Source organism: Paenibacillus sp. MT124 (assembly GCF_058792755.1).
On the sequence record NZ_CM179500.1, the window covers coordinates 369470 to 383438 of the forward strand.

Consider the following 13969-nt stretch of genomic DNA (forward strand, 5'->3'; position numbering starts at 1 on the left):
ATCAATGAAATACAAAACCACCTGAGGCAGCCTATCTTCCACTGGGCTGTTTTGGGTGGTTTTTCGTGATATGAGTTAGATGATTTATTTGTTTTTCTTCGATGGCACGCGCCTGAGGATCACAAAGTCCGCTGAAGATTGATCGGGATATCGCTGCGGGATGATCTCTTGAACCTTGAAGTCGGGATAGTCAAATAAATAATGGAACAGGTTGCGATCCTGAATCGTGTCCACGCCTGGGTTGCCGTTTTCCTTCAACCGGGTGTAAAGTACAACCCATTCCTTCGATGAATGCAAAATATCATATAAGGTATTGCGGAAATCGGTCTCATCCGTGATGTGGTACAGCACATCCAGACACACCGTAAGGTCTGCCGTCAGAAAACCCCGGTTGATCCACAAGCCAGGTGTATACAGCATGAAGCTTTTGGAGGAGTCCGTGGCAAATTTCGAGGCACACAGGCGCACCGAAGAGGCAGCGACATCGACACCGAGGTATTCTTTATAATTCATAAATTGCAGCTGGTTGCCATCCCCACATCCAAACTCAATTACGCTGGTAATGCCCTCCTGCTGGATCAATCCGTTCACAATCTCGGCCTTGAATTCAGCCAGAACCCCGTATGATCCACGTCCAGAAGTTTCTCCGGAACGGTATGTCTGCTCCCAATATCCAATGTAATCAAAGGGCTGCCGCATGTTTTTCCTCCTATCATGTACAATTCAGTTGCTGGGCGCTTGTAACATAGCAATATAGATAGGTTATGCGGAATGCTGGCGGGTATGATTCCATAAAGAGAGATGAGACTTCGGAATTGTTTTCCAATCATTTTTCTGAAAAATCGCTGAAAGCCTAAACATCTGGAAAGAACTTGCCGACATTAAAATTAAGGAAAAAAATGATGATAATCGGGGGGAAATGATGTTAAAGCCAAGATTGACCAAGTACATGGTGATGATGCTGGTATTCGTGCTGAGTATTTCCAACGTAGGCTTGGCCGCTGCGGCAGATAAGGAACTGTCCAAAATAGTGGTTTCCAAAAATGAGATGTCTCTCGAAGTAGGGGATTCCAGTTCTGTTACGGTAACAGGTGTATATTCGGATAATACGTCAACTAACGTAACCATTAATACATCCTGGAGCAGTAGTGATACTTCGATTGCAACTGTATATAATGGTGCAATTACGGCCAAAAAGGACGGTACAGCCACGATTACGGCAGAGTACCAGAATCAGAGCCAGGCTGTTCAAGTAAAGGTTACCAAAAAGGTAAAAGCCCTCTCCAAAAACGTGCAGACACTGGATCTGCGAACAGGGGATACCAAAGATATTATCCTTACCGCTACGTACAGTGACAATGAAACCAACGAGAATGCATCTCAAATGGCGGAGTGGTCTACAAGTGATGAGAAAGTGGCAACTGTAGTAAATGGTAAAGTAACCGGGCAGAGTGCGGGTACAGCTGTTATCACAGCAAAAGTAGGCAGTCAAAGTGTAACAGTAGATGTTAACGTCGAGGTTGTTAAACGTGTAGATGTAGACAAAAAGCAGGTTAATCTGCTGTTGAATAAGAGTGAAGATGTTAAATTAACGGCTACTTATCCAGATGGGACGACCAAAGATGTCACTGACCTGGCTGAGTGGACCTCGAGTAATGAGAAAGTCGCAGATGTGTTAAAAGGAGAGATTACGGGGTATTCCGCTGGTTCCGCCACAATCACTGCTAAATATGGAACCAAATCCGTATCTGTAGATGTAGACGTAGATCTGACAAGTAAACTGAGTGTGGAGAAACAAAGTATTTTCTTCCGCTTGAGCCAGTCCAATAAAATAGCCAACGTGGTTTTAATGGCTTCCTATCCAAACAGCAGTGATGTGAATGTGACGGATCAGGCTACTTGGACTTCCAGCAACGAGAAAGTGGCAACTGTGTTTAAAGGACAGATTACAGCCGTAAGCGCAGGATCAACAACAATCAAGGCTTCCTATAGCGGCAAAACGGTAGAGATTGCCGTTGATGTTGATACAGCTAGATACCTCGATATCAAGGATGTCGATGACAAGCTCGCAATGAGTGTTACTGGTGATAATAAGACCAAGCAATTGAAAGCAAGTGCAGAATACATTGATGCAAGCACAGAAGACGTAACTTCCAAAGCTACTTGGACATCCAGTAATGCGGACGTGGTGTATGTATCGAATGGCGAGTTGATTGCTTATAAAACAGGTACTGCAACCGTTACAGTTGCTTATGGTGGCAAAACGGTTAAGTTTACAGTGAATGTAGACGTTCCGGACAAGTATGAAATGGATAAGAAAAAAGCCTCAGTAGCTGTCGGCGGTACGTTCTCTGCCAAAGTACTGGCTGTTTATGGCGACACATCCAAGGATGTTTCGGAAGATGCAGAGTGGAGCAGCAGCAGTGAAAAGATTGCGGAAGTAGACAGTAATGGTTTAGTGACAGGTATTGCAACGGGTAAGGCTACCATTACGGCAAAAATTGAAGGCAAAACACTGACTCTGCCTGTTGAAGTGGGCATGGCTAGTGGCCTGGAAGCAGATGTAAACTTCGTAGTACTGTCTGCCAAGGAAACACAACAGATCGTCTTGACAGCGACCGATGAAGATGGATTGACTGAGGATGTTTCATCCGAAGCGACTTGGAAATCCAGCAATTCGCGCGTAGCGGACGTGAAGAAGGGTGTTATCACGGGAAATAGCAGTGGTAAAGCAAACATCACGGCTGAGTATGGTTCCAAAAAAGTGACGATTCAGGTTGAAGTTGACGTCATCTCCCGCATCGAAGCTTCTGAACCGGCACTTTCCCTGAAATCAGGTGAAACAGCACAGCTGACGGTTACTGCATATTTGAGCGACGGTAGCGAACGCGATGTAACCGACAAAGCTGAATGGAAAACCAACAGCTACAAAGTAGCTCAGGTAACCAAAGGTAAAGTAAAAGCGGTTGGTTCAGGTAAAGCGAAAGTAACAGCTAAGTACGGCAGCAAATCTGTAACCGTGGCTATCGATGTAGATACACTGAAATATCTGCAAACCGATAAAGTTACTCTGACCATGAAACCAGGGGATAAGGTTACTGTGGTAGCAACGGCAACATATGCCGATGGCAGTGAAGAAAATGTCTCCAAGCCGGCACTTTGGAAGTCCTCCCGTATTGCAACAGCAACGGTGAAGGATGGTATTATTCAGGCTAATGGTAAAGGTAAAGCGACAATCACGGTGAGTTATGCTGGCGTGAAAACAAAAGTGACCATCGTTGTTGAAGCAAAATAAAACTTGCGTTGCAGGTGAGATGTAAATGGGAAAACGGTGATGCCAGCTTGGATGCTGACACCACCGTTTTTTTTTTGGTATAACAATTATATTTTTTCGATCAACGGATTACATCGTATGAGACAGAACCAAGGCACCATAAGCAAAAGCGATAACAATTAAAATAGCCGGATGCAGTTTGGTCTTGGTCATGACCCATAAGGAGATCCCTGCTATGATCAGTGTCTGCCAGATCCCGATGGAATCGGTGGATACTTGGCCGAATTCCCACGTGAGCAGAATCATAAGCACCGCAATAACTGGCTGCACAAGCAGCGTCATTCCTTTGACTTTGGGCGATGTACGATGCTTGTTAAGTAAACGAAGCAGCAGGATCAGCGCGGCAGCAGAAGGTACAATTGTGGCAAAACTGGCGATAAACGCTCCGAACCAGCCGGCCACCTGATAACCGACAAATGCGGCAATCTTGGTAGCGATTGGACCAGGGAGCGCATTCCCGATGGCGAGCACATCGCCGAATTGCTCTGTGGTCATCCACTGATAATGGTTCACCACTTCTTCCTGCATGAGCGGGATGGAAGCAGGACCGCCACCGTATCCCAAAATATTGGCTACGAAAAATCCCCAAAACAATTCCCACCATGTCTGAAGCATCGTTTAGGACACCTCCTTGTCGGAGCTGCGTTTGGACTTGTAGCGCTGAACCAGATCCAGGTGGAATACGCCATAACCCAGGAAGACTGCAATAACAATGCCTGGATGAATATTCAGCAGCTGCAATAACACAAACGCAATGACACCAAACAGGACGGCAAAGGTTTTGCCGAGTCCGGACCATGCTTTTTTGGCAAATTCATAAGCCATCATGCCCAGCATCACAAAAATCACGGGGCGCACAGCCGCCACCATACCTGCGACGATCTTCGACTCACGCAGTGCGTACATGGAGCCAAGCAGGGCGATGATGGCAATGCTCGTGGGCAAAATGTGTGCCAGCACGGAAACGATGGCGCCGAGCACGCCTTTGGTTTTGTAACCGAGGTAAGCAGCCATCTTGGTTGCAATCGGACCAGGGAGGGCATTGGCTATGGCCAAAATTTCGCCGAATTCCTCATCACTAACCCATTGATAGCGAGTGACTGCTTCATAACGAATCAACGGAATAACCGAAGGACCACCGCCATAACCCAATATCCCGGTTCGTACCATACCCGTAACGAGACCGGTGTAATCTTTCCAACTCATGCTGTTTTCCTCCTACAGTCTCATGCCCATTCGACTTTTATATCGTTTCAATAACAACTGTGATTCGACCTTCACAATGCCAGGCATCTTATAGAGCTTCTCCAGCAGAAACTGCTCCATCTCTTCCATGTCCGCAAAAATGCCGTGCATGTGCAGTGTGCTTGGGCCCGTCATATGATAGAGGCTGGTGACCGCCGGTTCCTCGTCCAGTTTCTCGGCCACTTCATCAAGGAAGGGCGGCTCCACATCTACATTAAAAAAGGCAGAGACCTGAAGCCCAACCTTACCCGGGTTAATAACAACCGTGAAACGTTCAATGATGCCTTTTTCGGATAAAGCATTGATGCGAGCCTGAACTGCTACACGTGACAGTCCAATCTGTGCGCCCAGATCGGTATAGGATATACGGCTGTTCTGATGCAGAGCGGCTATGATTTTCCGATCGATCGCGTCCAGATTGTACATTTGCGGGATTTCTCCTCCTTTAGAGGAGCGTTTATCTGACATGATTGATCATCCTTTTCCTTCTCTATATGGAATATGAAATGTAAACCTTCAAAAATGCATTTTGCATGCAGCATTCATATTTTAATGACGAATCGTAATTGGAGTCAACCTATTTATCCATTATATTGAATTTATCCGATTTTAGGCTTTCATTTTGTCATTGGTACCAAAATTGGAACGCAAAGAGGCCGCTCTTGGAATAAAACCGTGAGCAGCTCTCTTTCTTTCTATTGTAGATGTGCGTATAGCCTATCCACATATTCGCTTCGTTCTATATACCTCTGGGAAGGTGAAACGTAATGCTTGTACCCTCACCAGGCTCAGACGATAACGTCAGCGTTCCTCCTGCTCCACGAGCACGTTCTTCCATACTGAACAGTCCCACGCCCTGACCTGCCGTTTGTACATTGAATCCGGCACCTTGGTCCGAAATAGTTACGACTGTGCCCTCCTCGGAATCTTCCACCGTTACCTGTGCTTCGGCTACATCGGCATACTTTGCGACATTGGTAAGTGCCTCCTGGATAATCCGGTACATGGCGATCTCCCGATTCATCTCCAGCCGTCTGCGCAGGTTGCATTCCAGATCGACTTCGATACCGTAGTGGCGGGTATAGTTCTCAATGTAAGTCCGGATGGCCGGAACGACACCGAGATCATCCAGCACGGAAGGTCTGAGTTCCCAGGCCATGCCACGGACTTCTTCCATAATACCCGTGACTTGCTTACGCAGCGCTTCCACACCGGAATGAGGCTTGTCAGCCAGCAGCTGATCGATCTGAATCACAAGCGAGAAGAGACTCTGTCCGATTCCGTCATGCAGCTCACGCGAAATCCGGCGGCGCTCCTCCTCCTGAATGTTCATGACCTGGGTCATCATGGTCTGCAATTCAGCTTCGACCCGTTTCAGCTTCGTTACTTCGCTGCGTACTGCCAGGTATTGATATGGTTCTCCGTCATTGTCGAGAAAAGGCACAATTGTTGTATTCACCCAGTAGTGGCTGCCATCCTTCGCACGGTTACGAATCTCTCCGTTCCATACTCGCCCTGAGGAGATGGTTTCCCAAAGGGTTTTCATGAATGTTTTACCGTGGTATCCCGAATTGATAATCCGGTGGTCCTGACCAATCAATTCTTCGCGGTCATATTGTGAAATTTCGCAGAATTTATCGTTCACATACTGGATCTTCCCTTTACGATCCGTGAGGGCAACGATGGAGGATTCATCCAATGCAAACTTCAGATCGCTTAGCTGATGCAGCGAACCTTTCAGCCTGCTGCGGAATTCATCATCGGTGATATGATTATCCAGTTCATCCAGCAGCTGCAGTACAGGCTGCTCCGCCAGTCCGCTAAGTCTGTTCTCACTTGCGCTACTCAAAGTTTAGCAACCCCTTTTTCATGGCAAACTTGACGAGTTCAGGTCTGGTCCGCAGGCCCAGCTTATCCATGAGATTGCTTTTATGGGATTCGACCGTTTTGACGCTGATGACCAGGTGCTCGGCAATTTCCTTGTTGGCATAACCCTTGGCAATCCAGGACAATATCTCTTTCTCCCGTTCGGAAAGTGTGTCATACGGCCCGGCGTTTTCCTGTTTGGATTTGTCCAGGTATTCACTCATCAGCCGTTTGGTGGCACTGGGATACAGATACGCACTGCCCTCTGCTACAGAGCGAATGGCTGCCAGCAGTTCCTCATGCGGCGCACTTTTGAGAATATACCCTGAAGCACCGGCATGGATTGCACGGAACAGATACTCTTCATCATCATGCATGGTCAAAATTAAAATGGCCACGTCAGGCATCAACTTTTTCAATTCTGCGGTGGCGGTTAGCCCGTCCTTGCCTGGCGGCATGCTGAAATCCATCAATACCACATCCGGTTTCAATTCCTGTGCCTTGGCAATGGCCTCGTCACCATCTGCTGCATCCCCCACGATCCGGATATCATGCTTGCCGTCGAGCAGGGCGATCAGCCCGGAACGCACAACAACATGATCATCCACAACCAATAGTTGAATCACTATATATTCCCCCTGTCCGCTTCTTGGTCCTGTCTTCATGATACCAAAAAAAGCCACCCAGAGCTTTAATCTCTGAATAGCTTTTCTTCATGGCTTACACGGGGCCTGCTTAACTGTGAATGGCTCGCTGCAGCTGCTCTGGCCGCCAGCTCTGCTTCCCTGACTGTGTTCGGTGAGAACGTACATGGCTGCCTGCTGCCAACAAGCAGCACGGCACCGGGGATGCTGCTCTCCAGGAACACAGGGACGGCGATGGCGCATAACAGCCGCTCTGCGATCATCAACGGACAACGGCCAGGTGTACTGGCATTTGTGGTACCTTCATCCGACAGGGACGTGCGGCCTGTCCGTAGAGCAGTGCCCACAAGATCTTGTCCGGGACGCATCTCCATCCGTGTAACGCGATCATTGGTTGCGCCGGAAGTGTACCTCCAGCGCAGCATGGACCCCGAGAGATAGGCCAGTCCGCAAAAATCGGTGGATGTGTTCAGGCGCAGATTATGGATCATCTCCTGAATGCCGGAAGGGAGTTCATCGTGCATGAGAGACACTTCCTTTTTGGAATTACACCATTAGATTAGACCTGGTGACATGGATATGTTTAACCTTTGACCAAGGTGTCCTGAAATATAAGTTTATACGTTAGTTCTATTGTAGTCCCATTCGTCTGAGTTGTAATTCAGGGAATCCCCCTATTTCGGTTCTGCAGAATACTGATCTTGATTAACGTAAGGCCTCAATCCGTACACAGCAAGAACTCTACCCTATCACAACATGCGTATGACTTCATAGGATGTGACTTTTCTCACAGAAAATTCAGGGAATTTCTCAGCCAGGTTCAGGTAATCCCCCGATAACGTTCACGCCGGTTTCGCGATAAGATAGATTCATAAGGAAACACGAGGGGGACGAAAGTGATGGGTACGATATTTACAGAAAGAACAACCCAAGCGACAGAACGTAAAACGGAGGGAAGCAAAATGACACGAGAGACAGGTGGAATACTTTCGTTCGTAACAGCTGAACAGTGGGCCTGGATTGAGGAAAAAATGCAGCCCAAACGGGTGAAGTCGGGGTATAGTCTCTTTCTGGAAGGCGATGAAGCCGGATATCTGTACTACATTCGTTCGGGACGCGTGAAAATGACCAAATCGACGGAAGATGGCAAGGAAATCATTTTGTCGATTCAGCAAAAAGGGGACCTGATCGGGGAATTTGGTGGCATTGGCGGCCAGAATCACAGCTACAGTGCAGAGATGACGGAGAAAGGCGAACTCGCGATCATCTCGCTCAGTGATCTGGAAAGCGTGCTTAGCAAACATGGGGACCTTGCCTTGAAATTCCTGCAATGGATGGCACTTTCACAGCGGATTACCCAATCGCGTTTCCGGGATCTGCTGCTCTATGGCAAGGCTGGGGCTTTGGCTTCGACACTGATCCGTGCCAGCAACTCGTATGGCAAAATCACTCCTGAGGGGATCGTACTTGAGATGAAGCTGAACCATACGGAGCTTGCGGAGATGATTGGAGCTACTCGGGAGAGTGTTACACGGATGCTGGGGGCCTGGAAAGAACAAGGGACACTGGACACACTGGATGGCAAACTGATGATTCGCGATCTAGCCGCATTGCGCTGCATGTGTGGGTGTCCTACGTTTCCGAGCTGTCCAGTAGAGTTATGCCGCCTTTAGTCACACCATAGTCATGGATCACAGATCAATCTTCACTGGCGATTGGGGTCGTTACGGAGATGAAAAAAGCTGATATTGGTATTAACCGATATCAGCTTTTTGGAGTTGAGCATATTCCCTGGCGAGGATCGAATAGACCAACGAATCGTGAAATGCTCCCTTGTAAAACCAATGCTCCCGCATCAGTCCTTCGTACTCCATGCCGATCTTCTGCATAACTCGCTCCGATGCCTTGTTATTCGGCCGGCATTTGGCGTAGATCCGATGTACACCGAGGGTGTTGAAGCCCAAACCCAGCAGCGCCTGGCTTGCCTCAGCGGCATAGCCTCTTCCCTGATACTGTGGATTCATCACATAACCCATCTCCGCATTGGTGCCCTCCGTGTATATGCCAACGCTGCCAACCAGTGTTCCATCTGTTTTCAGGCAGACAGCAAGATCGAATTGAGATCTAGGCTGTTCCTGTTGCGATTGCAGAACCTGTTCGATGTACGCAGTTGTATCCTGTTCTGTGTTGGGCCCCCAAGCTGTGTACTTAGTTACTTCAGGTGAGATGGTGTACGTATGTATGCTTTCCCAGTCGTCTAAGCCGATCTCTCGTAAAATCAGTCGTTCTGTCTCTGCGAGCATGCCATTCACTCCCTTGGGCGATAATTAAGTTCATTTTACCTGTATCGATTGGATTATTAAAACAAAAAAATAACTCATGAAGCAGATTCAGATCTGAATCCCTCATGAGTTATCGAAAAGGTGTTATTGTGGTTGTTTGCATGGAACCGATGGATAAGTATAAGCCAATTTGCGGACGATTTCCTTCTGCCACTTCGTATCACCCAAGGTGATGGCCAGGTTCAGAAGATCCAGATAATCGTCAAGCTGCAGTGAAGTCTTTTGCAGTGTTGTATTCATTTGATGTTCGTTCCCCTTTAGCTATATGATCGATAATTCATGTAAAGTTCAATTGTGAATAAGAGACAACCTCAAGAATGATAATCATTATCACGTATACATGTATTATGCTACGAACACAGCGAAAAAGCAATGTTGAGAAACAGATTAATTACTATTTTTTTTCGAAAAAAGACTTATCCATAACAAAAACGGAATGTATGCGCCTAAATAGGCCGATGGATAGAGGAACCAGCCATTCAGCAGAAAATGATGAATTTCGGTTGTAAATGTGGTCATATGTGCATTGGTGGCATACACATCTCCGGCAATGACCGTGGCAGCACTATAGAAACATATAAGAGCCAGGGCATGAAAACACTTTATGACCGTTCGGGAACGAAGAGCTAGAAAGACCATCACGAGCGGGACAATGATTAGAAGCAGCAAAAATAGAAATCTCATGGTACATGTTCTCCTTTATCATGCTTTTGGTAAACAGTATGGGCAGTTGCGCAACGGAGCAAACTTTTTTCAAAAATTTTACATAAACAAAGAGGAATTCATCATGTGAAGGATTAAATTAAAGTGGACAACCCATTAAAAGGTAAATCCGAGGAGGAGAAGGAGAACATGAAGAAGGCGTTATGGCAGCACTGGATCGGAGCATTCCTAATTTTCATTCTGACGGCAACAGCACTGCTCGGGCCAGGTTCACAGGGTTCGGCACAGGCTGCGGCAGCACCGCTTACTGTATCGCAGGCTATAGCTGCTCAGAGTGGTGGAGGAACGGCGACGGTAGAGGGTTATATTGTTGGACATGCTACCGGCTCACTCACAGCCAAGTTTACATCTCCTTACGCCAATGATTTTAACTTCCTGATTGCGGATTCTCCGTCAGAGAAGGCCAACGCAAAATTGCTGGACGTACAAGTTTCCTCTTCCTTCCGCTCACAGTATGGACTTGCTTCCAATCCGAGCCTTGTAGGCAAAAAGGTCATCGTAACCGGAACACTTGGTGCATATAACAGCTATGCAGGACTCAAAAACCCAACCTCAATTACACTCTCTACCGGAACAACCAATCCTGACCCAGAACCGGGCCCAGGGACGACACTGCTTGATGGTACAGGCAAGAAGGTTTTGTTCGATAATACCCATGCCCAAACCGCTGGGGCAGCGGACTGGATCATTGATGGGGCATTTTCAGACTTCGCGAACGGGCTTAGAAACGCAGGCTTTGCCGTGGATCAGCTTGAGCGCAGCATCCCGTATACTTTTGGTGAGCAGGCCATCACCTACAATGCATTAAAAGATTATGATGTCTTCGTCATTGGCGAAGCCAACGTGCCGTTTAAAGCAACGGAGCAGGCTGCCCTGCTGCAATACGTACAGAACGGTGGCAGCGTCTTTTTCATCTCCGATCACTATAATGCAGACCGAAACAAAAACCGCTGGGATTCCTCCGAGGTGTTTAATGGATACCGCCGTGGAGCGTTCCTGAACCCGGCCAAAGGCATGTCCTCGGCAGAAGCCGAGTCTCCAGCGATGCAGGGAGTTACGAGCTCTGACTGGCTGGCAAGCAACTTCGGCATCCGTTTCCGCTACAATGCACTGGGTGACGTCAATGCCACCGATATTGTGGCTCCATCACAGTCATTCGGAATTACAAGTGGTGTAAATGCGGTGGCGATGCATGCCGGATCTACCTTGGCCATTATTGATCCGAACAAAGCCAAGGGATTGGTTTATGTCCCAAGCGGTGTATCCAAATGGGGCAACGCCGTGGATCAGGGCGTGTACAATGGCGGCGGACGTGCTGAAGGCGCATATGCAGCCATTGCCAAGGTAGGCGCAGGCAAAGCCGCATTTATCGGAGATTCCTCACCTGTGGAAGATGCGACGCCGAAATATTTGCGAGAAGAAACGGGAGCCTCCAAGAAAACCTATGACGGATTCAAGGAAGTGAACGATGGCACGTTCCTGGTCAACACCGTAAAATGGCTTGCGGTAAAAGAAAGCTATACGAGTCTGTCGCAGGTATCTGGCCTGACATTGGACACACCGACGAGCCTGCTTTCCATTGAAACCCCGGCTAACTCCACAGAACCACAGCTTGAGCCATGGGCTGTTCCGGCTGCAGGATATAAATGGTACGATCCAACGACGTTCAAGAATGGTTCTTATGGCGCCGTTACACCTTAAGGTAGAATCTTAGCGAGCTGCTTAGCTGTACTGGAGCCTGTTTGTGACGCTAACGTTGCAAACAGGCTTTTTCTATTTGCTGAAACAAGGCAAGGGTCTGATCGGTATAAATGAATCGTACCGCGGGAAACGTATAGGTTAACTATGTTGGCATCAATCCAGAAGGAGAGGCGGTAAATAATGACCCGGCAAGCAGACTGTGACAGTTCGTCCATGAGACAGAGGCTGAAGGAAGATTTGCATCGTGTAGCGGATCGCATGAATCGGACATTAACCCGTTTTGACAATGACAGTGTCTGTCTGCTCGCACAATTCGCTGAGATTCGTACCGAGATCAAGCAGATTGAGGTGCTCGCCTCTTCCTTTTATCTGGATTGTTACCTGTCTCCCTTCACCGAAAAATTCGCTGAGCTGACGGCAAGCGTACAGCATCTGTCTGATCGCAGATATGGTGCTCTTATCGTTATTGAACGTGAAATTCCTCTGGAACCTATCATTCATTCGGGTGTTGCTGTGGATGCGCGAGTGACCCATGCGCTGCTTGAATCCTTGTTTATCCCCGGTGCACCACTGCATGACGGGGCAGTTCTGATCCGCGGCAACCAGATCGTCTCCGCAGGCAATGTGCTCCCACTGTCCCAGGCTGCAGCAGGGGAGCGTAAAATGGGAACACGCCACCGTGCCGCACTGGGGCTAAGTGAATTGACAGATGCTGTTGTACTGGTTGTTTCCGAAGAAACGGGACAAGCATCTTTTGCCGTAGACGGGGATTTGCATCCCATTAATGTCGTTGAGACCATTCATTAACGATAGGCGATAGGAGGCTTCCTAGCTTCGTGTTCATCTTACATCGTAATGTGATTTTGCACATTCTGAGATGATCTAGGTACAATAGAGGATGGCAAAGATACAGAAGCCTTGTGAATTACTCGTAAAAATGGTTGGAGGAGACGGTTAAACATGAGTTGGTTTGAAGTAATGGAGCAGCATGATTATGAGGAACTTGTCCTTTGTCAGGACAAAGCTTCCGGGTTAAAGGCGATCATCGCCATTCACGATACAACACTCGGCCCTGCACTCGGCGGTACTCGGATGTGGACGTATGCTTCTGAAGATGCTGCTATTGAGGACGCACTGCGCCTTTCACGGGGGATGACATATAAAAATGCCGTATCCGGCTTGAATCTTGGCGGCGGTAAAGCTGTGATTATCGGCGACCCGCGCCACGACAAGAACGAAGCGATGTTCCGTGCATTCGGCAGGTACATTCAAGGTCTAAATGGGCGTTATGTAACTGCAGAAGACGTGGGGACTTCGGAGGAAGACATGAACCTGATCTATCAGGAGACGGATTATGTAACAGGCATATCGCCAAGCTATGGGTCGTCCGGGAACCCATCTCCTGCTACGGCCTGGGGAGTGTACCGGGGGATGAAGGCAGCGGCAAAAGAGGCCTTTGGTACGGATCTGCTGGAAGGCAAAACCGTTGCCGTTCAAGGTGTCGGCAACGTAGCCATGAGTCTGTGCAAGTATTTGTACGAAGAAGGTGCCCGCCTGATTGTGACGGATATTCACAAGGATTCCGTGAAGCAAGCAGTGGATCGCTTCGGGGCAACGGCTGTTGATCCGGGGGAAATTACCGGGGTTGAATGTGACATCTATGCACCATGTGCACTGGGCGGAACGATTAATGACGATACACTCAAAACGCTCAAAGCCAAGGTGGTTGCAGGCTGCGCCAACAACCAGCTGCTGGAACCACGTCATGGTGACATTTTGCATGAGAGAGGTATCGTTTATGCTCCGGATTATGTTATTAATGCAGGCGGAGTCATCAACATCGCAGACGAATTGAATGGTTATAACTCGGAGCGTGCGTGGAGCAAGATCGGAGAAATTTACACCAGTTTGGAGAAAATTTTCGAAACCTCCCGTACCGAAGGCATTGCAACGTATATTGCCGCAGACCGTTTGGCTGAACGCCGAATTGAGCTGATGAAGAATACACGCAGCACCTTCCTGCAGCAAGGTCATCACGCACTGAGTGCCCGCCGACTACGTGGGTAAGTCCAGAAGGAACCTATGAGATTCATACATGTGGAATGAGTTAAAAA

15 protein-coding genes are annotated in these 13969 nt (G+C 48.1%); 5 read left to right on the plus strand and 10 right to left on the minus strand.

The annotated features are described in order from the left end of the window. Positions 1–84 precede the first annotated feature (84 nt). Positions 85–699: a class I SAM-dependent methyltransferase gene (locus tag AC3RCI_RS01825; protein ID WP_127539086.1), complete on the minus strand. Its 615-nt coding sequence runs from the start codon at positions 697–699 to the stop codon at positions 85–87. 223 nt (positions 700–922) lie between these two features. Here AC3RCI_RS01825 and AC3RCI_RS01830 point away from each other — a divergent pair, with 223 nt between their 5' ends. After that, positions 923–3295: an Ig-like domain-containing protein gene (locus tag AC3RCI_RS01830; protein ID WP_492527385.1), complete on the plus strand. Its 2373-nt coding sequence runs from the start codon at positions 923–925 to the stop codon at positions 3293–3295. A gap of 108 nt (positions 3296–3403) precedes the next feature. Here AC3RCI_RS01830 and chrA read toward each other — a convergent pair whose 3' ends face one another. The 6 genes from chrA to AC3RCI_RS01860 all read right to left on the minus strand — a co-directional run bounded on the left by chrA (position 3404) and on the right by AC3RCI_RS01860 (position 7613). Then, positions 3404–3949, minus strand: a complete 546-nt coding sequence (gene chrA / locus AC3RCI_RS01835; protein WP_095291571.1) for a chromate efflux transporter ChrA — start codon at positions 3947–3949, stop codon at positions 3404–3406. 3 nt (positions 3950–3952) lie between these two features. Further along, on the minus strand, positions 3953–4540 hold the full coding sequence (gene chrB / locus AC3RCI_RS01840; protein ID WP_154896487.1) for a chromate efflux transporter ChrB: 588 nt from the start codon (positions 4538–4540) through the stop codon (positions 3953–3955). A 12-nt stretch (positions 4541–4552) separates the two neighbouring features. Then, on the minus strand, positions 4553–5047 hold the full coding sequence (gene chrS / locus AC3RCI_RS01845) for a chromate efflux transcriptional regulator ChrS (protein ID WP_095361639.1): 495 nt from the start codon (positions 5045–5047) through the stop codon (positions 4553–4555). A 271-nt stretch (positions 5048–5318) separates the two neighbouring features. After that, positions 5319–6428 carry a PAS domain-containing sensor histidine kinase gene (locus AC3RCI_RS01850; RefSeq protein ID WP_492527386.1) on the minus strand — a complete coding sequence of 370 codons (1110 nt, stop codon included), beginning with the start codon at positions 6426–6428 and terminating at the stop codon, positions 5319–5321. Then, a complete protein-coding gene (locus tag AC3RCI_RS01855) occupies positions 6421–7071 on the minus strand; it encodes a response regulator (RefSeq protein WP_336783845.1) in 651 nt (216 codons plus the stop codon). The genes AC3RCI_RS01850 and AC3RCI_RS01855 overlap by 8 nt, the downstream gene beginning before the upstream one ends. 65 nt (positions 7072–7136) lie before the next feature. Continuing rightward, positions 7137–7613: a GAF domain-containing protein gene (locus AC3RCI_RS01860; protein ID WP_336783843.1), complete on the minus strand. Its 477-nt coding sequence runs from the start codon at positions 7611–7613 to the stop codon at positions 7137–7139. Between the two features lie 375 nt (positions 7614–7988). On the opposite strand from AC3RCI_RS01860, the gene AC3RCI_RS01865 reads away from it, so the two are divergent. Next, the gene (locus AC3RCI_RS01865; RefSeq protein ID WP_261780133.1) at positions 7989–8762 is read left to right on the plus strand and encodes a Crp/Fnr family transcriptional regulator; all 774 of its coding nucleotides are present in this window, start codon (positions 7989–7991) and stop codon (positions 8760–8762) included. A gap of 81 nt (positions 8763–8843) precedes the next feature. Here the strand turns inward: AC3RCI_RS01865 and AC3RCI_RS01870 are convergent, their stop codons facing one another. The 3 genes from AC3RCI_RS01870 to AC3RCI_RS01880 form a co-directional block, all read right to left on the minus strand. Beyond that, complete coding sequence (locus tag AC3RCI_RS01870) at positions 8844–9392, minus strand: GNAT family N-acetyltransferase (protein WP_492527387.1); 549 nt, start codon at positions 9390–9392, stop codon at positions 8844–8846. A 123-nt stretch (positions 9393–9515) separates the two neighbouring features. After that, positions 9516–9671, minus strand: coding sequence for a hypothetical protein (locus AC3RCI_RS01875; RefSeq protein ID WP_164764295.1), 156 nt, complete (start codon positions 9669–9671; stop codon positions 9516–9518). A 147-nt stretch (positions 9672–9818) separates the two neighbouring features. After that, positions 9819–10115, minus strand: coding sequence for a hypothetical protein (locus AC3RCI_RS01880; protein ID WP_492527388.1), 297 nt, complete (start codon positions 10113–10115; stop codon positions 9819–9821). A gap of 168 nt (positions 10116–10283) precedes the next feature. Between AC3RCI_RS01880 and AC3RCI_RS01885 the strand changes: the two genes are divergently transcribed. The 3 genes from AC3RCI_RS01885 (at position 10284) to AC3RCI_RS01895 (ending at position 13922) form a co-directional block, all read left to right on the plus strand. Further along, positions 10284–11855: a DUF6359 domain-containing protein gene (locus AC3RCI_RS01885; RefSeq protein ID WP_492527389.1), complete on the plus strand. Its 1572-nt coding sequence runs from the start codon at positions 10284–10286 to the stop codon at positions 11853–11855. 180 nt (positions 11856–12035) lie between these two features. Further along, positions 12036–12662 carry a sporulation-specific diadenylate cyclase CdaS gene (gene cdaS, locus AC3RCI_RS01890; RefSeq protein WP_336783835.1) on the plus strand — a complete coding sequence of 209 codons (627 nt, stop codon included), beginning with the start codon at positions 12036–12038 and terminating at the stop codon, positions 12660–12662. A 153-nt stretch (positions 12663–12815) separates the two neighbouring features. Beyond that, a complete protein-coding gene (locus tag AC3RCI_RS01895; RefSeq protein WP_492527390.1) occupies positions 12816–13922 on the plus strand; it encodes a Glu/Leu/Phe/Val family dehydrogenase in 1107 nt (368 codons plus the stop codon). The last annotated feature ends 47 nt before the right edge of the window (positions 13923–13969 follow it).